Annotated in this window: 21 protein-coding genes; 13 read left to right on the top strand and 8 right to left on the bottom strand. The window is 63.1% G+C overall.

The annotated features are described in order from the left end of the window. Positions 1 to 142: 142 nt before the first annotated feature. The 4 genes from yidA (at position 143) to ACSYHF_RS19160 (ending at position 4442) form a co-directional block, all read left to right on the top strand. The gene (yidA, locus tag ACSYHF_RS19175) at positions 143 to 976 is read left to right on the top strand and encodes a sugar-phosphatase (protein ID WP_088497378.1); all 834 of its coding nucleotides are present in this window, start codon (positions 143 to 145) and stop codon (positions 974 to 976) included. A gap of 13 nt (positions 977 to 989) precedes the next feature. After that, entirely contained in the window at positions 990 to 1277 is a 288-nt protein-coding gene (locus tag ACSYHF_RS19170) for a colicin immunity domain-containing protein (RefSeq protein ID WP_065197195.1), read from the top strand. 281 nt (positions 1278 to 1558) lie between these two features. After that, the gene (locus tag ACSYHF_RS19165; RefSeq protein ID WP_447575933.1) at positions 1559 to 3877 is read left to right on the top strand and encodes a TonB-dependent receptor; all 2319 of its coding nucleotides are present in this window, start codon (positions 1559 to 1561) and stop codon (positions 3875 to 3877) included. A gap of 178 nt (positions 3878 to 4055) precedes the next feature. Continuing rightward, positions 4056 to 4442 (top strand): hypothetical protein, encoded by a 387-nt coding sequence (locus ACSYHF_RS19160; protein WP_197598702.1) that lies wholly within the window; start codon positions 4056 to 4058, stop codon positions 4440 to 4442. 124 nt (positions 4443 to 4566) lie between these two features. Here the strand turns inward: ACSYHF_RS19160 and ACSYHF_RS19155 are convergent, their stop codons facing one another. The 3 genes from ACSYHF_RS19155 to ACSYHF_RS19145 form a co-directional block, all read right to left on the bottom strand. Next, positions 4567 to 6066, bottom strand: a complete 1500-nt coding sequence (locus ACSYHF_RS19155; RefSeq protein ID WP_329915439.1) for a YifB family Mg chelatase-like AAA ATPase — start codon at positions 6064 to 6066, stop codon at positions 4567 to 4569. Positions 6067 to 6709: 643 nt separating this feature from the next. Next, positions 6710 to 7240, bottom strand: a complete 531-nt coding sequence (locus ACSYHF_RS19150; RefSeq protein WP_447575932.1) for a cold-shock protein — start codon at positions 7238 to 7240, stop codon at positions 6710 to 6712. Between the two features lie 45 nt (positions 7241 to 7285). Next, positions 7286 to 7642, bottom strand: a complete 357-nt coding sequence (locus ACSYHF_RS19145) for a hypothetical protein (RefSeq protein ID WP_005419998.1) — start codon at positions 7640 to 7642, stop codon at positions 7286 to 7288. A gap of 646 nt (positions 7643 to 8288) precedes the next feature. Between ACSYHF_RS19145 and ACSYHF_RS19140 the strand changes: the two genes are divergently transcribed. The 7 genes from ACSYHF_RS19140 (at position 8289) to ACSYHF_RS19110 (ending at position 12998) form a co-directional block, all read left to right on the top strand. After that, positions 8289 to 8891 (top strand): DUF998 domain-containing protein, encoded by a 603-nt coding sequence (locus ACSYHF_RS19140; RefSeq protein WP_088497372.1) that lies wholly within the window; start codon positions 8289 to 8291, stop codon positions 8889 to 8891. 96 nt (positions 8892 to 8987) lie between these two features. After that, positions 8988 to 9317 carry a hypothetical protein gene (locus tag ACSYHF_RS19135; RefSeq protein ID WP_080053026.1) on the top strand — a complete coding sequence of 110 codons (330 nt, stop codon included), beginning with the start codon at positions 8988 to 8990 and terminating at the stop codon, positions 9315 to 9317. A gap of 268 nt (positions 9318 to 9585) precedes the next feature. Then, entirely contained in the window at positions 9586 to 10197 is a 612-nt protein-coding gene (locus ACSYHF_RS19130; protein ID WP_197598699.1) for a hypothetical protein, read from the top strand. A gap of 438 nt (positions 10198 to 10635) precedes the next feature. After that, a complete protein-coding gene (locus tag ACSYHF_RS19125; RefSeq protein WP_197598698.1) occupies positions 10636 to 11259 on the top strand; it encodes a Fic family protein in 624 nt (207 codons plus the stop codon). A gap of 278 nt (positions 11260 to 11537) precedes the next feature. Then, positions 11538 to 12026, top strand: a complete 489-nt coding sequence (locus ACSYHF_RS19120; RefSeq protein WP_080104356.1) for a hypothetical protein — start codon at positions 11538 to 11540, stop codon at positions 12024 to 12026. Between the two features lie 39 nt (positions 12027 to 12065). Next, the gene (locus ACSYHF_RS19115; protein ID WP_049402756.1) at positions 12066 to 12431 is read left to right on the top strand and encodes a hypothetical protein; all 366 of its coding nucleotides are present in this window, start codon (positions 12066 to 12068) and stop codon (positions 12429 to 12431) included. Positions 12432 to 12551: 120 nt separating this feature from the next. Then, the gene (locus ACSYHF_RS19110; protein ID WP_111129560.1) at positions 12552 to 12998 is read left to right on the top strand and encodes a DUF4279 domain-containing protein; all 447 of its coding nucleotides are present in this window, start codon (positions 12552 to 12554) and stop codon (positions 12996 to 12998) included. Here the strand turns inward: ACSYHF_RS19110 and arr are convergent. Both arr and ubiK read right to left on the bottom strand, forming a co-directional pair. Further along, positions 12991 to 13425: an NAD(+)--rifampin ADP-ribosyltransferase gene (arr, locus tag ACSYHF_RS19105; protein ID WP_111129559.1), complete on the bottom strand. Its 435-nt coding sequence runs from the start codon at positions 13423 to 13425 to the stop codon at positions 12991 to 12993. The two genes, ACSYHF_RS19110 and arr, sit on opposite strands and share 8 nt — an antisense overlap. Positions 13426 to 13553: 128 nt before the next feature. Further along, complete coding sequence (gene ubiK, locus ACSYHF_RS19100) at positions 13554 to 13805, bottom strand: ubiquinone biosynthesis accessory factor UbiK (protein WP_005419983.1); 252 nt, start codon at positions 13803 to 13805, stop codon at positions 13554 to 13556. Between the two features lie 153 nt (positions 13806 to 13958). Here ubiK and ACSYHF_RS19095 point away from each other — a divergent pair, with 153 nt between their 5' ends. Then, the gene (locus ACSYHF_RS19095; protein ID WP_005411374.1) at positions 13959 to 14297 is read left to right on the top strand and encodes a P-II family nitrogen regulator; all 339 of its coding nucleotides are present in this window, start codon (positions 13959 to 13961) and stop codon (positions 14295 to 14297) included. 170 nt (positions 14298 to 14467) lie between these two features. Here ACSYHF_RS19095 and ACSYHF_RS19090 read toward each other — a convergent pair whose 3' ends face one another. Further along, positions 14468 to 14992, bottom strand: coding sequence for a hypothetical protein (locus ACSYHF_RS19090; protein ID WP_447575931.1), 525 nt, complete (start codon positions 14990 to 14992; stop codon positions 14468 to 14470). A gap of 240 nt (positions 14993 to 15232) precedes the next feature. After that, positions 15233 to 15892 carry an RIO1 family regulatory kinase/ATPase domain-containing protein gene (locus tag ACSYHF_RS19085; protein WP_005419978.1) on the bottom strand — a complete coding sequence of 220 codons (660 nt, stop codon included), beginning with the start codon at positions 15890 to 15892 and terminating at the stop codon, positions 15233 to 15235. A gap of 436 nt (positions 15893 to 16328) precedes the next feature. Between ACSYHF_RS19085 and ACSYHF_RS19080 the strand changes: the two genes are divergently transcribed. Further along, the gene (locus tag ACSYHF_RS19080) at positions 16329 to 17234 is read left to right on the top strand and encodes an aspartyl/asparaginyl beta-hydroxylase domain-containing protein (RefSeq protein WP_032954620.1); all 906 of its coding nucleotides are present in this window, start codon (positions 16329 to 16331) and stop codon (positions 17232 to 17234) included. A 118-nt stretch (positions 17235 to 17352) separates the two neighbouring features. Here the strand turns inward: ACSYHF_RS19080 and speE are convergent, their stop codons facing one another. Beyond that, positions 17353 to 18204 carry a polyamine aminopropyltransferase gene (gene speE / locus ACSYHF_RS19075; protein ID WP_005419974.1) on the bottom strand — a complete coding sequence of 284 codons (852 nt, stop codon included), beginning with the start codon at positions 18202 to 18204 and terminating at the stop codon, positions 17353 to 17355. Positions 18205 to 18216: the final 12 nt, after the last annotated feature.

Genomic DNA, 18216 nt, shown 5'->3' with positions numbered 1-18216 from the left:
AAGGTTCTCCAGGGAAGGGCGGTCAAGGGGCCGTCCTGCGGTGGGGGACGCACAGGCTCCCGCAGTATCCCGGCCAACGTGGGCAAAGAGGTGAACCGGGCATGAGGGGGTAAACTGGCGTGCCCCGCACGAGTTGAACGCAATGGACATGGGCCGCCGGCAATCGACCATCGAACTGGTCGCCATCGACATGGATGGCACGCTGCTGGACACGTCGCACCAGCTCACCGCACGCGCTCGGCAGGCCATCGCGCAGGCGCGCGCACTGGGCGTGCACATCGTGCTGACCAGTGGCCGCCCGGTCCCCGGCCTGGCGCCGTACCTGCACGAGCTCGGCATCAACGGCAACGACGACTACTGCATCGCCTGCAATGGCGGCCTGGTGCAGCGCATCGGCACGCGCGAAACCGTGGTCGAGTATCCGCTCAGCTTCGACGACTTCCTGTTCTGCGAGCAGGTCGCCCGCGACCTGGGCGTGCACTTCCAGGCGCTGGACAGCCGGCGCATGTACACGCCCAACCAGGACATCAGCTACTACACCGTGGCCGACTCGCATCTCTCGCGGATGCCGCTGTCGTACCGCCGCGTGGAGGACATGGATCCATCGATGTCCTTCATCAAGCTGATGATGATCGACGCGCCGGACGTGCTGGATGCCGCCATCGCGCGCCTGCCCAGCGAACTGACCGAGCGCTTCGCGGTACTGAAGAGTGCACCGTTCTTCCTGGAAGTGTTCGACCACCGCGCCGGCAAGGGACCGAGCCTGCAGAAGCTGGCCGAGCACCTGGGCATCGACCGTGCCAACGTGATGGCCATCGGCGACCAGGAGAACGACCTGACCATGCTGCAGTACGCCGGCACCAGCGTGGCGATGGGCAATGCCATCGACGCAGTGAAGGCGGTCGCGCGGTTCGGGACCACCAGCAATGCCGACGAAGGCGTGGCACGTGCCATTGAGCGCTTCGTCCTGCAATGATCGGACGCACATCATGAGCTGGACTTTGATGATGTTTGCTCAGTCCTTCGCCAACGAGCGGTTGTCGGCGCAAGTTTTCTCCGAGTCCTACATCGAGCTATGGAAGATCGAGCGGGATCTCGACTTGCCGGCTTTGGATGACGTAGCGCTTTCAACGTGCCTGTCCAGCATCTTCTGTGCTGCTGACATGTATTGCGACGAAGATGTAGATCGCCATGCGTATGAGCTTGATGCCGCCCAGCTGCATGCTGCCGTTGTGGCTCTGATCGATGAGTGGAAGCAGTCCACGACTGCTCGCTAGCCTGGCTTGGATGTATACCTGCGTATAGCCCATACATCCCCATCACCATCTGCGCTGTACCACGGTGCAATGGCGGATGCGCCAGTGCGATGCAAGAATTTCGCACGTCGAAATCACGCCATCGAATCCTGCGGCAGATGATCGTCTTCGTCTGCTGACCGGCGCGCACCGCGCCGTCACCCTCTCAACGCAATCGCACCGCCAGCCAGGGCGCCGACACCGGTGCTGCAACGCGCTGGGCGTGCGCCTGCGCCGCTCTCTCCCTGCACCTGGATCTGCCCATGAACACCCCACCCACGACGCGCCTCGCCCTGGCCATCATCGCCGCCATCACCGCGCCAGCGCATGCCGCAGAAACGCACGCCACCGCGCTCGACACGCCCACCACGCTCAATGCCCTGCAGGTTATCGCCACACCGCGCGGTGCGGCCGTGGCACCGACCCAGGTGGTCGGCCCCAACCGCTACATCATCAAGGCCGAAGACCTGGACGCGATGGTCACCGGCAACAACGGCCTGGCGATGCTGAGGCAGGTACCGGGCGCCAGCTACACCGCCACCGACGGGCTGGGCCTGGATATCTCGGCCACCAGCCTGTTCGTGCGCGGCTTCCGCATGAATGAAATGGGCATCACCTTCGAGGGCGTGCCGCTGAACGACAACGGCTTCCTCTCGCTTACCGGCACCAGCGTGGTGAACGTGGGCGTGCCCGATGGCATCGGCGCGATCACGGTCAGCCCCGGTGGCGCACCGGTCAGCGTGTTCTCCAGCAGCGTCAACGGCGGCAGCCTGGAGTACCGCCTGCGTGACCTGCAGGACACGCCCAGCCTGCGTTTGAAGCAGGGCGTGGGCAGCAACAGCACGTTGGTCACCACCGTATCCGGGCAGAGCGGCCAGCTCGGCGAGCAGGGCCCGAAAGTACTGGTCGACCTGCAGCGCGTGTCTGCCGACAAGTACCAGGGCGAGGGCACGCAGAACTTCCTGCGCGGCGACCTGAAGCTGCAGCAGGACGTCGCCTGGGGCGATGTCACCGTGTTCCTGTCCGACAGCAAGGCCAAGGTCTGGGGCTACAACAACATCTCCTTCGACATGATCCGCAAACTGGGCTGGAAGGCCGACATCTTCTATCCCGATTATGCGTGGGCGTGGTACGTGGCCTCGCCGGAGAATGCAGACAAGTCCTGCGGCGCCTACACTTGCGGCGAGCTTTCCGAACTGATTCCGTACGACACCGGCCAGATCACCCGCGACCGCGTGTCATCGATCAACCATCGCTTCCAGATCACCCCGGCGCTGAGTGGCAACGTGCAGCTGTACAACGCCAACAGCCACACCCAGGCTACGCTGACCGACCCGACCGTACCGTCACCCAACGGCGCACCGTTCTCCGAACAGGTGCAGACACCACGCCTCAACCGGCTGGGTGGCATGGTCAACCTGCAGTTCGAGACCGGCGCGCACACCTTCACCGCCGGCTTCTGGCAGGAGAAGAGCAAGGCCGCCGCCAAGACCGAGTGGTACCAGCAGCCACTGCTGGGCGAGGGCCCGCCATTGAAGGCCACCGGCCCGTTCGATGTGTACGGCCCCGCGTTCAAGACCGACAACGCATCGAGCTGGGTGACCCGCTTGCGCCAGTTCTACCTGCAGGACGACATCGTGCTGAACGACACGCTGAAGCTGGGTGTCGGCTTCAAGGCCGTGGACTTCCGCACCCGCGGCGGCGGCCTCGGCGATGCCAAGGACCGGCCGGTGAACGGCACGCTGCGCGCGAAGAGCAACTTCCTGCCGCATGTCTCGCTGTTCTGGAGCCCGACCGAATCCACCGATGCCTTCATCGACCTGGCCAATACCATGAACGGCTATCGCGTCGCTCAGCGCGGCAACATCGGTTACACCGCCTCGGCGTGGACCATCACCGACCAGGAAGAGTTCGACCGCGTAGCGGGTACCCTGCGTCCGGAAAAGAACTGGAACCTCACCGTGGGTGCATCGCATCGCTTCGACCGGCTGACGATCACCGGCGACGTGTTCTACAACGACATCCGCAACCGCCTGCTGTCGGCTGCCATCGGCACCCAGTTCGCACAGATCAACACCGTGCGGTTGATGCCGAAGATGCACGTGATCGGTGCCGACCTCGGCATCACCGCCGACCTGACCGACCACCTGCAGTTCTACCAGGGCGTGGCCGTGGCCCGTTCGTACTACGACAGCGATTTCGTGGTGGGTGACACGGTGTACCCGATCAAGGGCAACGCCCAGCCGGGCTACCCGCAGATCTCGCTGGTCAGCGACCTGTCCGCCCACTTCGGTGACTGGCGCTTTGGTGCCACCAGCACCTCCTACCTGCGCCAGCCCTTCACCTACGAGAACGACATCCGCGTGCCGACCTTCTGGCAGGTCAACACCTACGCCGCTTACCGCTTCGGTGCGGACAGCGCCGTGCCCGGCCTGGAGCTGCGGCTGGACGTGAGCAACCTGTTCAACCGCCACAACATCGGCACCGCCACCATCGCCGGCTCGTCGTTCTCGGGGGATTACCAGACCCTGCAGCGCAGCGCGCCACGGCAGCTGATGTTCAGTACCTCGATGGCGTTCTGAGGCGACGAGGGCGGGGGTCAGAGCCCTTTGCTGCGCAAAGGGATCCGACCCCGCAGCCATCCCGTGATCGGGGGTCAGATCCCTTTGCACGGCAAAGGGCTCTGACCCCGAAGCCCGCCCTGAAGCCCGCCTTGCGCAATCAACAGGGATTTTCTGGCGGCGACGCAAGGTTCCCACAATGTTGCTGGGTCATCCTGTGCGCATGGCACAGCAGACCCCGCCAACCCGGTTGTTCGGCATCCGAGGCCCAGGACGGCCCCGGCAGGCGCCGTCCGTGGCACCTGTGATCGACCTGCAGGCCGAGTACCAGTTCTGGCACGTCTACGAACGCGTGGTCCGCCCGCTGCCCGGCGGTGGGCTGCGCCGGGCCTGGCTTGTGTGCCAGAAGGTGTACCGGGACCGGTGGCAGCACCCGCACGACAGCGACGCGGCGGGGCTGTCGCGGGTGCTGTTCGGCGACAACATGACGGCTGGCCGGGCGTCGGAGCTGGCGGAGCTGCACGCGCTGGTCAGCCGTCGGGTGGCGTTGCTGGCGAAGCGGGGACGGTTGCATTCGGCAGCCTGATGCCTGCCCTTGGTGGGGTCGACTGTTAGTCGACCGCTCTTCGCATCTACCTCTCAGAAGGCCGCGCTTCGCGCGAGAGTCGACCAACGGTCGACTCTACCAATAGCCAACCCGACCGGCATTTCTAAGGCTTTCCCCGGTCCAACTGCCGGTAGCCGATCGCCTCAGCCAGGTGCGCGGTCTGGATACCCTCGCAACCCGCCAGATCGGCAATCGTGCGCGCCACGCGCAGAATCCGGTGCATCGCACGTGCGGATAGTTGCAGGCGTTCAATTGCCTGCTCCAGTAAGTCCTGATCGGCCTCGCTCAGCTTCGTGCACGCCCGCAGCAGCGCCGGTGGCAGATGCGCATTGAGGCCGCCGCGCGCCTGCTGCCGGGCATGGGCGGCTTCCACCCGTGCACGCACCGCAGCACTGGGCTCACCCAGTGGCGTGCTCTCCCGCAGCTCCACGGCATCCATGCGCGTCACGCTGATATGCAGGTCGATGCGGTCCAGCAGCGGGCCGGACACGCGTGCGCGGTAGCGGTTGATGCGCTCATCACTGCACAGGCAGCGGTTGCTGCGGTCACCGGCCCAGCCGCAGGGGCAGGGATTCATCGCCGCCACGAGCTGGAATCGCGCCGGATACTGCACGCTGCGTGCCGCGCGGGCGATGCGGATGTGGCCGGACTCCAGCGGCTCACGCAGGGTTTCCAGCGCACTGCGGTTCCACTCTGGAAGCTCATCCAGGAACAGCACGCCGTGATGGGCCAGCGAGATCTCGCCGGGACAGGGTGGATTGCCGCCACCCACCAGCGCCGCCGCGCTCGCACTGTGATGGGGCGCTCTAAAGGGCCGCTGCCGCCAACGTCTTGGGTCCAGCCCTTCGCCACTCACCGAGGCAATCGCGGCCAGCTGCAGCGCTTCATCCTCCTCTGTATTCGGCAACAAACTGGGAAGGCGCGAGGCCAACAGTGTCTTGCCGCAACCAGGGCTACCGATCAGCAGAAGATGGTGACCACCCGCTGCAGCCACCTCCAACGCGCGCCGAGCGTGCGCCTGCCCGCGCACGTCGGCCAGATCGGGCAGTGGCAACGGTGTCGTGTCCACGCGCTCCACGGACGGCAATAGACGCGGATTGCCCAACCCGGCGCAGCACTCCAGCAGCGTCCGCGCCACACGCACATCAGCGTGCTCCGCCAATGCTGCTTCTGCGGCATTCCCCGGCGGCACCACCAGAATGCGCCCGGCGTCAGCCGCTGCAATCGCCGCCGGCAGCGCGCCGGCCACCGGCCTCAGCTCGCCGGTCAGGCCCAGCTCGCCCAGGAACTCGTACTGCAGCAGCGACTGCGGATCGACCTGGCCACTGGCCGCCAGAATGCCCAGCGCGATGGCCAGGTCGTAACGCCCGCCTTCCTTGGGCAGGTCGGCGGGCGCGAGGTTCAAGGTGATGCGCCGCTGCGGAAAGTCGAAGCGGGCGCAAAGAAGGGCCGCACGTACGCGCTCACGGGACTCACGGACGCTGGTCTCGGCCAGTCCGACAATCTGGGTGGCAGGCAGGCCGCCAGAGAGGTGCACTTCCACCCGCACCAGTGGGGCATCGACCCCGGCGCGGGCACGGCTATGGACCAGCGCCAGGCTCATGTGTGGATTCCTACAGAAAGACGCTTGATGGTGCGGCAGGTAATCTGCGTGGGACTATCGGGGATTGCCGGCAATGCGTCTCGGGGTACTTCTGCCTGCAAAGGGTGCAGCATTCGGATCAAGGGCAGATGTTTCTGTGCAGTGCGGCTCTGCGATGGCGGTTTCGGAGGCCTTGCGTCAGAAGAGGCGTACAACAGGGCAGTACAAGGAAAGGAGCGAGCTGAAATGCAGTGCATTCGAGTACTGATGGCCCTCTCGCTCGCCATGGGCCTGCCGGGGTGCCGGGATGAGGTGGAGAGTTCAACGTATCCCATTGGTCAGACGGGAGAGACGTGCACTGCCTACAAGGGCTTTGACCGCCACCCTCCAGAAGTAGTTGTGGCCGAGCTTGCCAAGCGAGGGTTGGATAGCCGCCGATTGGTGCATAGGACAGTCTGCGGCCCGATCACCAGTTGGGACATTCTGCCCGCAGGGGCGTCGATCGATCGGATACCTCCGCCAGACGCATATGTAAACGTCCACCTGCTGGAAGACGGCTCGGTTTCCATCAGTACAGACCGCCCCTGACGTTGGCGCCGCCCTTGATGATCGAGCATCGGGCGGCCCATTGCTGTGCAGATGCAGCGCCACTATAGGCGTCAGGCTACGAAGCCACGTCAGCGCTGAAGTCGTTGCTGGGATCGGGCTGGCGGATGCCTGGGGTCCCAGACAGACACCGCTGCTCATCCAGCACCAGCCCATTGAAGCGCCCAAACCGCGCCTCAACCCACGAAGGCCCCGCGCTTTCCACCAGCAATCGCCCCTGGCTCTGGTGCAGATCCAGCCAACGCTCGAAGCTGACACGCAGCCGTTCGATATCCGGCGCCCGCCAGCGTGCATCGGCAGGCATGCGGATCAGTACGCGCGAGGGCACATTCTCCACGTCCATCACCAGCACGCCCTTGCACCGGATCTCGAAGGACGTTGCGCTGGCATGGCGCGCGTGCAGTTCAAATCCCTCGTGGGCTTTCGCGCTCACGAAGCCGAGCGCATCACTGTGCAGCAGGCGGTAATCGGCCGGCTGCAGCTTCTGGTAGGCCCACACCTGATCGCCAGTGGGCTCGGGCCACTCCACCCACATCGCGCCGATCACCGCGATGCACACCAACGCAGCGGCAAGGCCGTGCATCTTCATTCGTCACCCCGCACACAGGCAAAAAACTCCGCGCCATAAGCGCGCTCAGTCCTTGGGTCGCATCCGCTCGTGGATGAAGGCGGTCAGCGCGAGATCGGCCATCACCAGCCCCTCCATCACCCGGTCGCCCACGTACTGCTCCGGCTCGCCGTTCTGGCGCGTGCGCTCGGCCGCCAGCAGGATCTCCTGCACGATGCGTTGGCCGGTGAGTGCGCAGTCGGCGTCGGACAACTGCATCTGCCGGCTGCGTAGATGGTGCCGCTCGGGCCAGGGCTGACCGTCGGCCGCAGCGCCCGCACCGATGGCGTGCAGGATGGCGATGAGGCTGTTGGGGGCCAGCGCGGGTGCGGGTGACGGCGCTTCCTGGATCGGGCGCGGGGGCGGGGAGTGCGGTGTGGTCATGGCGGGCTCCGTGCAAGCAGGCGGACGCCGCCACCGATAAAGGTGGCGGGCAGAGCGTGGCTCGAAAACCGGTTGCTAGACAAAGCCGGCGGGCACGAGGCCCCCACGCCCCGCCCGCCATAGCCGGCAGACGGATTGCCAGCCGGCACCACGCGCGGTGGTGCCGGCTGGCAAGCGCAAACTTACGTCTAGCAATCCGGGTTTTCGAGTCCCGACCACCGATGCACGGTGGCGCAGTAACGATTACCTGCTGTTGTTCGGAATGCCAACGGGTAGGGGTCAATGCCGCCAAAACCCGAGACGTTTTTGGCATTGTCGCATAGCGAGGAAAGCGGCGAGAGCCTTGGCGTGCTTGGCGCAGCGGCACTTCTGGGACGGAGTCGTCAGAACCTACTGTAAGAGACGCAGGGAGCGGCAAATGCGACAGCACTCGCCCATCGGATATGCGTGATCGCTCATGCAACCTAACCGCTGCGAGACCCGCTAGATGGTTTAAATGACCTCCTTCCTATTGAACCCACCGAGTGCCGCGCGCAATCTGGCTACTGCTGCAGTGACTCAAGATCGTCCTGCCCGCAGCAGGAGGGTTCGGCAGCGTTCAACTGGATTCCACGCACTGGCGCAGGCCAAACAAGGACCACTGCACGTGTCACGCCGCAGCCGACTGCTTCTCTGCGCGGGTCTGGTCCCGCTTCCGTGGTTCCTGTTCTGGACCAGCGTTGCCGCCGTGTTTGCGCCGGGCTACAGCCCGCTTGCACAGCACGCCAGCGAGTTGCTGCAGGCGCCAACGCTTGCAAGCATCTGCGGCAGGATCGCGGCTATCGGCTCCGGTATGGGCTTCGTGGCGTTCTCCATCGGGGTATGGCGAGAGTCCGGTCGCCGGATTGCAGTAGGTGCAATCTGCTGGTTAGTTTTTGGCATTTCCATGCTGACCAATGGGCTCTGGCCCATGGGTCATCCGATGCATGGCTTCTACGCCATCGGTATCGCAAACATCATTGCACCGGCGATGTCGCACATCGAACTGAGCGCGTGGTCTGCCAACCGAAGGGCGTACGCCGTGACTGCTATGGTGAGCATCGCGAGCATCGTCTATCTCTGGTTGAACGTGGTGGGGGCGGATCCGGAAGGCTTCCGGGGGCTGACACAGCGCCTGTTCTCGTCGATCAACTCGCTGTGGCCGTTCCTGGTTGCACTGTATCTGCTGCGAAGGGGTTCAAGCGCGTTGAAGGCGGAGCCTGCGCATTGATGCTGGCACCTTGGTGGCAAGAGCGGAAGGGGCGCGCGCCTTCTGCTATAAGTAGCGCAACCGCGCCCAGAGAGCCTTCAGGAAGATTGTGGAATCATGGAGTTGTACTGGCGCTTGTTCACCAATTGCACAACGCAGCAGGCGGCTCTCAAGGTCGCGGCGCGGATGTTTGAGCAAGCAGGTCTTGAAGTCAGCAATCTCCACGCCGAGCCATATCACAAGGGCGGCTTCGTGGTGAGTGCCTGCTCCCGTCATGCCGCGCAATCGTGGCCTGAATTTGTGGTTCTTGCCCTGGCTTCGGCTCAGTACACCGGCCGCGGATGGCTCTTGAGTGGCTCAATTGCAGAAGAGCTGGATGCTTGGTCCAATCATTCCTTGGCTTCCGGTGTTTCGTCTATCCATATCCAGGCGGAAAGGCGGGAGTGACGAATTGCTGGAGTAGACCAAGGCCAATAGCTGCAATCATCTTGCAGTAGCGTGGCAAGAGTCGAGCTTGAGAATCGCGCATCGCGCATCTAGCCGGCCTGATGGAGCTCAGACTCTCGCGCCTGTGTTCCGCGATAAGGAAGACTCTTGCGATTGATGTCCGCTCCTGGCCGGAAGCGGACGCCCGGTGAGAGAGTGCAGGTACAATAGTCATCCAGGCTGAACTCGCTCCGCAGTACCGCTTATGTCACTCGTCGAATCCCGGAACATGCTCACCTTGCGCATCGAAGAAATCGTTGAGGAGGCTACGAAGCGCTACTTGGCGATCTTCTCCGGTCACCTTCGCTCAGCTGAAGGCAAGCCGCTTTATGCCGCGGATCTTGTCATGTTTGGAATTCTCAATAGGAACCTGGGGCTGCTTCGAGCAATGCCGGCACTAGTCAATGAGCGCAACATTCATACACTTGCTCCACTTCTTCGCGTTCAACTTGACGGACTTCTCAGGCTACATGCGTACCGAATCGTGGAGTCGATCGACGATCTCGCACTTCACGTTGTTGGCGGCAACAGCCTCCGCAAGTTCAAAGATCGAAACGGAACTGCACTAACCGACCGTCACCTAGTAGACTCGCTTAAAGCGGAGATTGATTGGGTAGAGCCTGTTTACGAGACACTCTCTGGATGGGTCCATCTGTCGGAGAGCCACATTTTCTCAGCCGTCGGTCCTGGTCAAAAAGAGGGTGCCATTGTTGTGGCTGTTGGAAGCCAGGAGGAAATCCCGGAGCAGTTGTTCGAAGAAGCAGTCGGTGCCATCGAAGCAATACATTCTTCAACCGCCGAGATGCTAGAAGGATACTTCGGTCGCCTAGCTGGGGCCTAACATTTCGAAGCTAGCCCTGGGGGATGACGCCTTTGGCCTAGGCTCTCGGGCTACTGTCGCAGGTCATGTTGTCTTGAGATCATGCGTGCTGCACGTTGATGCTTTGCGATTGCAATGGACGCCATGCTGTACTTTCGTCAATGATCCTTACGGGCCTACTACCACCCGCGCGAAGCATGTATCAACCGCACCGGTGGCAGTTCGGGCTGGGCCTGCGATGAAGGACTGCTTCTGGCCTGAAGCGGACAAAGTGGATTGGTGGACTGGCGAACGCGCATCTTTGATCGCGAGGAAGTGGCTCGAACCTAGGAAGCCCAGTCTTGGGGCTATGTTCTCGAGATCACAATCCGCCCCCCACACTGGGGAAGATGAGCTGCTATTGTTTTGATTCATTGCTATAGCCTGCCTTAGATTGGTGATAATCGAATGATAGAAGTCGTGAAGTGGGACCCGCACGAGATGGCGAATTACGATGAAGTGTTGGAAGCTGGATGTGCGGCGGAGCTGCAAGGGCTGTTGGAAGCGAGCTCCCAAGAACGACTGGAGTTCATCACTGATCCTAGGACAGTTCACGAAAGGCTCTATGCCAAGTTGACGCCGCTGCAGTGCCCCGAGTACGCAGGCACCTATCGCGGGACAAATGGTACAACTCTGGCGAATCGTCGTAGTGGCGTTACTCGCGATGATGACGGAACATTCCAGGAGTTTGTTGCACCAGAAGGTGTAGCGAGTAATTTGGATCGGATTGCAGTTCAGGCAGGTAAAGTATTCAGCCTCAGTCCTGGCACAGACGTTGCAACGATATTGCGCGAGATAGCCATCCTGTTTTACATCTTTGGCCTGGTTCACCCCTTTCTTGATGGGAACGGGCATGTTCAACGTTTGATATTCGCCGCATGTGTTATTGAGCGAAATGAAATTGAACTAAGTGAAGCTTGGACGATACATCCCCGCCCGTACGATGTTGAGATCAAACATGCTTTCGAAGCGGCAACAACCGCAAAGCGCATCATTTCTCTAATAGGGGTCTTGAAGGCGTACGTCAGAGTTCGTGACCAGTAGCGTCTGCTACTGGCCGGAAGCAGACATTGGCTCGCGCAGGGCATTTCCTGTGGATCAGTGATCTGCCAGCGACCCGTAGCGGACATGCCCGTGGTGTCTTGAACGTGGATTTGTCGGGGCTTCTGATCCTATGCCTGAGTCTGGCCATGCGCCGGCTTGATGGCCAAACCCAGCCGCCCTAGGATCGCGCTGTATCAGGGGAAAGCACGCCACATGTTGCTTTGTGGGTAGGTCGTATGACCGGATCCAAGGGTCCATACATCAGGGAGTCAGGTGCCATGGGAAACATGACAGCGCTCCTACTCGTGCTTGCGCTTGCCAGTCCAGCTGCAGTTGCGGCGGATCGCCCTTCGGCACAGGCCGTGCTCAATCGCATTGCCAACGAAGGGGGGCGCAAGGTGCTTTGGGACCTGTGGCAGCACGAGCGGGAGTTTGGGCAGGTCACCTCTGGCATCGAGTCAGGTGATCCAGCATGGCTTGAGGTTGCGGCTGCGCTAAAGCCGTTTTCAGATGCGGGCGCTTCGCTATCCATCAATTACGCGGTAGCCCATGCATTGCCCAAAGCGCCTGAGCGGGTCTTGGCATTGATCGCACGGGGATTCAAGGTCGAAGATATCTGCACATCGCCTTTCATAGAGCCAGATCCGGGCGTCGCGGAGGCGTATGAACGACGTACGCTTGCGGCACTTTCACGGATGAAGGGCGCAGCGCTTGGGTCCGTTGCGGCAGAATGCGCGGCGCAGGTCCGGCTTCCGGATGGGGCTTGATGAATTGCACGGCTGGGCTTTTGGGGGACGATGCGGGGAATGAGGATATTTCGCCGGCAATTGTTCTACGTTCAAGTGCACCAGGATCACTTCATCGCCCGCTTGGTCGGTGGTGACAGAACCATTCGCCGCCAGTGCCACGCCCTTGGCAATCGCGCGGGGCCGGTCAGGGACTTCTCCACCATCCGGCCTAAGCTGAAGGAACTCTTCTCGGAACTCACGTTCGGGTTCTCACTCCTCAAGCCGTGGGCGCTCCTGCACTTTGATCCGGTCGAGTATCCGATCACGAAGGAAGAGCTCGCGGCGTTCCAGAGGGTTGCCATGCGCAGTGGGGTCAGCTTTTGCTTTCTCTCCACGTGGGAGCAGCGGCATGAAGACAAGGACCTGTTGGATATGTTCAAGTAGGGTCCGGCCAGCTCTCCGTTTGAGCGCATGCCGATTCCCGCGCTTCGGCCTATTCTGAAGCTGCTGTCATCCGGTTCCGGCCGTAATCTGACATCAACGATGCCTACGCACTGGATTCCAATGGCCGCATTCGATCATTCCCTGGTAACCCTCCGATTCTTCGGGGACGACCTCCTGCCCGAAGAAGTCAGTGCCTTGCTCGGGGCGACCCCGACCGCTTCGCATCACAAGGGCCAGGAACTCAGAGGCAACCAATCAGGCACCGTGCGTATCGCCAGGACTGGCAGCTGGCAACTTGATGCGGAGCGTCGTGAGCCTGAAGATCTGGACGCTCAGATCTTCGAGATCCTCGATCAGCTCACCGGCGATCTCGCCGTATGGCAGTCTCTGGCACGCTTCCGACCTGATCTGTTCTGCGGTCTTTTCATGGGCAGCAGCAACGGTGGTGTCTCGCTTTCGCCTCGCGCGCTGCTCGCCTTGGGTGAGCGCGGCATCGAGCTCGGGCTGGACATCTATGAAGCCGAAGAAGAAGTGCGCAACGCCCAGCGCCAGCAGGCCATCAATTGATGATCTCCCCACTCCCCGAAGCAACAAACGCCTTCAACTGCCGAATGAACTCCGCGTCGTAGAGCTCCCACTCCACAATCTCTCCCACAACCCGCAACGGCTGCGCACTCCGATACGACCGCGTCGGGTTCCCGGGAAACTTCTTGTTGGTCACATTCGGATCGTCTTCAAACGGTCCAGTCGGCTCTACCACATACACGCGCGGTCGCCCTTCGCCCCGGGCCATCTCCGCAGCCAGCCCGGCGCCCTTGGCAATCGTGGTGAAGTAGATGTGGTTCATCACCACACTGTCGCGATAGTTGGAGCGGAAGCCCGCACTCAGCAACTCGCCCATCGCCAGATCAGCGCGGGTGCCGTGATAGAACGGCCCGGCGACCTGGTCGCAGGTGTCATGCGAAACGGGTGTCCATTCGGTGTCCTGCGCCATCGGCACTGCCCCTGCGTGTCCTGCCGGATCGACAGGCCGGCGAGTCTAGGGCGCCCGGTGGGCCTTGCTGCAAGGCCCCATCCGGGAAATAATCTGTAAACGGGAGGCGCGGTGCGCCTCCTTTTTTTTCATTCTGCGGCGCCGCGCCCTTCCAGCTCGCGCACGGCGGTTTCCAGTGCGTCCAGCTTCTGTCGGGTCTTCAGCAGCACGGCGCGCTGCACTTCGAACTCTTCGCGGGTGACCAGGTCCAGCTTGGCCAGGCCGGCCTGCAGTGCGCTCTTGAAGGTGGCCTGCAGTTCCTCGCGCGATTCGCGCAGGCCCGGCGGCACCAGGTCGCTGAGGCGACGGGCGAGGTCATCGATTTGATTCAGGTCGATCATGAGGTGCTCCGTGGGGGGGGCCGTGCATCCGGCGCGGGCAGGCCATTCGGGCACAAGGATACTGCTGGCACCCACTGCCCGGACAGGCCGCAGCGGCTTCGCACGGGCAGCGTTCAGGCGCTATCCTCCACGCCGGAAGACAGGAGATAGACGATGAAGATGGTCATGGCGGTGATCAAGCCGTTCAAGCTCGACGACGTGCGCGAAGCGCTGGCCGAGCGTGGGGTTACCGGCATCACGGTGACGGAAGTGAAGGGCTTTGGTCGCCAGAAGGGCCATACCGAGCTGTACCGCGGCGCGGAGTATGTGGTCGATTTCCTGCCGAAGGTGAAGCTGGAAGTGGCGGTGACCGATGACCAGGTGGAGGCGGTGGTTGAGGCCATCGTGAAGGCCGCCGGCACCGGCAAGATCGGTGACGGCAAGGTGTTCGTGTACGACCTGGGCAGCGTGGTGCGTATTCGTACCGGTGAACTGGACGCGGACGCGTTGTAAGTAGGGGTGGGGGCGGCCGACTGCAGCGCGGGGGGGGGGGGCTGGACCGCTGCGCAGTCTGGGCGACGGGATGCTTGACCCCTTTGTTGTTGAGTCGAGCAAGCTCGAGTCTACAGCCGGGATCGGGCGGCGCGAACACCCGTATGCGATGAAGAGCCCTCCCGGTGTGATCAGCCCGCCGGAATGAGGGGTGACGACCGCCACTCCGGCAGACCGAGCGCACGGCGGGTGCGCGTCACGATGGCGGCGATCTCTGCCTCGAAGCCGCCATCAGGTTGCAGCAGCGGCATGAGTTCGGCACAGCGTTGCTTCAGCACATCGACCCATGGCGCTGGGTGGGTCTCCGTAGCGGCCAGTGCGAAGTGCCTGCGACCCTCGTCGTAAGCGCCCGCCAGCCCGGCGGTGATGCCGGCATGGATGTGTTCGCGGATGCCCGGATTGGGGTGACGGCTCATTAATGTACGCACGTGCCCCGGGGTGGGAAAGCGATCACGCAGGGCCAGTACCTCGGCTGCGGCCTGCTTGGCCAGTGCCTGCGCGACCGAGGCAAAGCTCACGGCATCGGTGAAGCGCTCGAATCCGGCGACGCGGCCGCCCTCATCGAAGGACAGGTAGTCCTTTTCTTCCCAGAGCCAGCAGGCGCCGACATTGAGATAGCTGCCCCTGTCCCATGCCGAAGGCTGGAATTCGACCACCCCGACCCACCAGCCCTGGTCGTCAAGCCAAGTGCGCGAACGGCCTTTCTGCACGCAGCCCAAGGGCCGCAGTATGGATCTTGCGGCTGCAGTCAGCAGGTGGGTGTGTTCAGGTGTCGGCATCCCCAGCGTCCTTGCGAGTGGCGTGCCGACGAGTATCGCAGAGCACATCGGGCGTGTGGCCCGGGGCAAATGCAGGGGCAAACAGAAGTCGCGCAAGCAATGCAGGGCGAACAGCGCTTACCGGCGCTTCGCCCACTTGTAGAACCGCTTCCAGCCCTGCCGCACCGCGGCCACCCAGCCCGGGTCGGCCACCAGCGCAGCCTGCGCGGCACTCGGAGCCTGGCCGGTTACGCGCTGGCGGATCTTCAGCAGGTTCTTCATGTCGCTGCGGCGCATCTGCCGGCTCAGTGGATTGCGGCGCAGCCAGCGCGGGGCGCGCCAGGCCGAGGTGAAATCCAGCAGCACCGGCACGCCGCCGCTGACCACCACGTTGGTACCATGCAGGTCGTTGTGGGTGATGCCGGCGGCGTGCAGGCGGCTGAGCGCGTGCTGCAGCTGCTCGAACACTTCATTGCCCACGGCCTGCGCGGTGCTCAGGGTCTGGCCCGGGATGAACTCCATGCCCAGTGCCAGGCCACCGAGGGTGCCGAGCAGCGCGGGGGCATGCTTCCAGCCGCCGAGGCGCTGCAGCATGCGGGCTTCCCGGCGCACCATCAGTCGCGCGATCAGCGAAACGGGAGTGCCGCGGTAGCGGGAGTAGTCCTTGATGACCGCCTCGCGCCCGTCCAGGCAGGTGCGGTAGACGTCGGGGGCCAGGAAACGTTCGCCGCGCTTGAGCAGCAGCGGGGAGGCGGCGTCATCGCCGCAGGAGGAGGGGGGCAGGGCAGGAAGATGCATGTCGGGGTCTCGGACGACCCGGTGGGTGGCGCAAAGCGTCAAGCGAACCGGTGTTACAGGGAGTTACTAAGTTTTCGTTAATTTTAGTACTCGCCAGTTCGCTATTCCACGATTTGTCGGAGAAATGTCGGGGCCGTGGCTGGAACAGTTCGTCGCGCAGAATCGGACAATTCTGTCTCACTTATTCCAGTTGGCCTTTAGTATCAACCGCTTGCGCGCTCAGCCCTGCGCCTCGTCCACAACCGGCTGAACGCGGCGCACGGGCAACTTGACCCCGGCGCACGGCCTGCCGACCATAAGCTGTTAACCCGCGACATCGGCGGCCGCCCCCCTCCGGCACGTCCCCGTCCCCTGCCGCGTTCCCCATCGGTGCTGGCCGCCTGGCCGTGCATCGCCCCGTTTCCCGTTCCGGCCGCGGCTGGAGGAAAGTGCTTTGATCATCAAAATCGTCATTGCAGCGCTGTTCGTAGCCTGCGTGCTGTACATCCACTTCCGTGGCAAGGTCCGCGCGCGCTGGTCGCGCCAGCTGCTGGACCACTCCAGTTTCATGGCCCCGATCAACGTGGTCATGTACATGTTCTCGAAGGTGCCGACCACGCCGTTCCTGGACCCGGGCAAGGAGTTCCCGCAGCTGGAGCCGCTGCGCCAGAACTGGCAGATGATCCGCGACGAGGCGCTGGCGCTGCGCGACGCGCAGAAGATCGCCGCCTCCAGCACGTTCAACGATGCCGGCTTCAATTCGTTCTTCCGTCGTGGCTGGAAGCGCTTCTACCTGAAGTGGTACGGCCCGTCGCACCCGTCGGCGAAGACGCTGTGCCCGAAGACCACGGCGCTGATCGAGTCGATCCCGGATGTGCGTGCGGCGATGTTCGCGCAGCTGCCGCCGGGCAGTGAGCTGCGCCCGCACCGCGACCCGTTCGCCGGCTCGCTGCGCCTGCACCTGGGTCTGAGCACGCCCAACGACGATGCCTGCTACATCGAAGTGGACGGCATCAAGAAGAGCTGGCGCGACGGCGAGTGGATGATGTTCGACGAGACCTACATCCACCATGCACACAACGAGACGCAGCAGGACCGCGTGATCCTGTTCTGCGACATCGCCCGCCCGCTGCGCTTCGGCTTGCCGGGGCTGTTCAACCGCGCGGTGGCGGCCACGCTGCTGGCCGGCGGCGCCTCGCCGAACCTGCCGGGTGACCCGACCGGTGGCGTCAACAAGGCATTCGGCAGCGTCTACAAGGTGCGCCTGAAGGCCAAGGCACTGCGCGAGCGCAGCGTGGTGGCCTACCAGCTGATCAAGTGGGGCCTGGTGGTGGCGGTGATCGCCGGTATCTGGGCGCTTTGATCGTTACATGAGGTTGCCGGCCAGCGGCCGGCACTACCGGAACATGAAAAAAACCGCGCTGTCGCCAGCGCGGGTTTTTCTTTTGCCTTGGTGGGTGCCGACCGTTGGTCGGCACGCCTTACTTCAGTGCAGCCTGCACGAACGGCGGGGTCACCAGCACGCCGGTGTGCAGCGCGGCGGTGTAGTACAGGGTGTTGAAGGTCTTGGCGGCCGAGTCGGCCTGGCGGAAGTCGAAGCTGCTGTCGCCCTTGCGCGCCATGGTCACGCTCCACCAGCCGGTGGGGTAGCACGGCTGCGGGAACGGCAGGGTCTTGAACGAACCGAAGCCGGCCTTGCCCATCTCGGTGCGCATTTCGTTGATCAGCTCCAGCTGCATCAGCGGCGACTCGGACTGCTGCACCAGGATGCCGTCATCCTTCAGGGCCTTGAAGCAGCTCTCGTAGAAGGCCTTGTTGAACAGGCCTTCACCCGGGCCGACCGGGTCGGTCGAGTCCACGATCACCACGTCCACGCTGCCGGCCGGGCAGTTGGCCATGTAGGCCACGCCGTCGTCGAACAGCAGCTCGGCACGGGCGTCGTCGTTGGAGTCGCACAGTTCCGGGAAGTGCTTGCGCGCCATCACGGTGACCTGCTCGTCGATATCGCACTGGGTCACGCTCTCAACGCTGGTGTGCTTGAGCACTTCGCGCAGGGTGCCGCAGTCGCCGCCACCGATGATCACCACGCGCTTGGGCGCGGCGTGGGTGAACAGCACCGGGTGGCTGATCATCTCGTGGTAGAAGAAGTTGTCCTTGCTGGTCAGCATGATGGCCCCGTCGATGGTCATCAGGTTGCCCCAGTCGGTGGTCTGGAAGATCTCGATCTTCTGGAACGGCGACTGCACCTCGTCCAGCTTGCCGGTGATGCGGTAGCCGATGGCCGAGCCGGTGCGCTCGAAGTGTTCGATGTACCAGTTGTTGCTGTCAGTCATTGGAAAACAGTC

The organism is Stenotrophomonas maltophilia group sp. P373, from assembly GCF_053295075.1.
This window is presented reverse-complemented; position numbering and strand designations above follow the sequence as displayed.

What these genes read in the sequence shown, in the direction of transcription:
- yidA (WP_088497378.1), top strand. Translation starts at nt 143, where the DNA reads ATGGACATGGGCCGCCGGCAATCGACCATCGAACTGGTCGCCATCGAC.
- ACSYHF_RS19170 (WP_065197195.1), top strand. Translation starts at nt 990, where the DNA reads ATGAGCTGGACTTTGATGATGTTTGCTCAGTCCTTCGCCAACGAGCGG.
- ACSYHF_RS19165 (WP_447575933.1), top strand. Translation starts at nt 1,559, where the DNA reads ATGAACACCCCACCCACGACGCGCCTCGCCCTGGCCATCATCGCCGCC.
- ACSYHF_RS19160 (WP_197598702.1), top strand. Translation starts at nt 4,056, where the DNA reads ATGTTGCTGGGTCATCCTGTGCGCATGGCACAGCAGACCCCGCCAACC.
- ACSYHF_RS19155 (WP_329915439.1), bottom strand. Translation starts at nt 6,066, where the DNA reads ATGAGCCTGGCGCTGGTCCATAGCCGTGCCCGCGCCGGGGTCGATGCC.
- ACSYHF_RS19150 (WP_447575932.1), bottom strand. Translation starts at nt 7,240, where the DNA reads ATGAAGATGCACGGCCTTGCCGCTGCGTTGGTGTGCATCGCGGTGATC.
- ACSYHF_RS19145 (WP_005419998.1), bottom strand. Translation starts at nt 7,642, where the DNA reads ATGACCACACCGCACTCCCCGCCCCCGCGCCCGATCCAGGAAGCGCCG.
- ACSYHF_RS19135 (WP_080053026.1), top strand. Translation starts at nt 8,988, where the DNA reads ATGGAGTTGTACTGGCGCTTGTTCACCAATTGCACAACGCAGCAGGCG.
- ACSYHF_RS19130 (WP_197598699.1), top strand. Translation starts at nt 9,586, where the DNA reads ATGCTCACCTTGCGCATCGAAGAAATCGTTGAGGAGGCTACGAAGCGC.
- ACSYHF_RS19120 (WP_080104356.1), top strand. Translation starts at nt 11,538, where the DNA reads ATGGGAAACATGACAGCGCTCCTACTCGTGCTTGCGCTTGCCAGTCCA.
- ACSYHF_RS19115 (WP_049402756.1), top strand. Translation starts at nt 12,066, where the DNA reads ATGAGGATATTTCGCCGGCAATTGTTCTACGTTCAAGTGCACCAGGAT.
- ACSYHF_RS19110 (WP_111129560.1), top strand. Translation starts at nt 12,552, where the DNA reads ATGGCCGCATTCGATCATTCCCTGGTAACCCTCCGATTCTTCGGGGAC.
- arr (WP_111129559.1), bottom strand. Translation starts at nt 13,425, where the DNA reads ATGGCGCAGGACACCGAATGGACACCCGTTTCGCATGACACCTGCGAC.
- ubiK (WP_005419983.1), bottom strand. Translation starts at nt 13,805, where the DNA reads ATGATCGACCTGAATCAAATCGATGACCTCGCCCGTCGCCTCAGCGAC.
- ACSYHF_RS19095 (WP_005411374.1), top strand. Translation starts at nt 13,959, where the DNA reads ATGAAGATGGTCATGGCGGTGATCAAGCCGTTCAAGCTCGACGACGTG.
- ACSYHF_RS19085 (WP_005419978.1), bottom strand. Translation starts at nt 15,892, where the DNA reads ATGCATCTTCCTGCCCTGCCCCCCTCCTCCTGCGGCGATGACGCCGCC.
- speE (WP_005419974.1), bottom strand. Translation starts at nt 18,204, where the DNA reads ATGACTGACAGCAACAACTGGTACATCGAACACTTCGAGCGCACCGGC.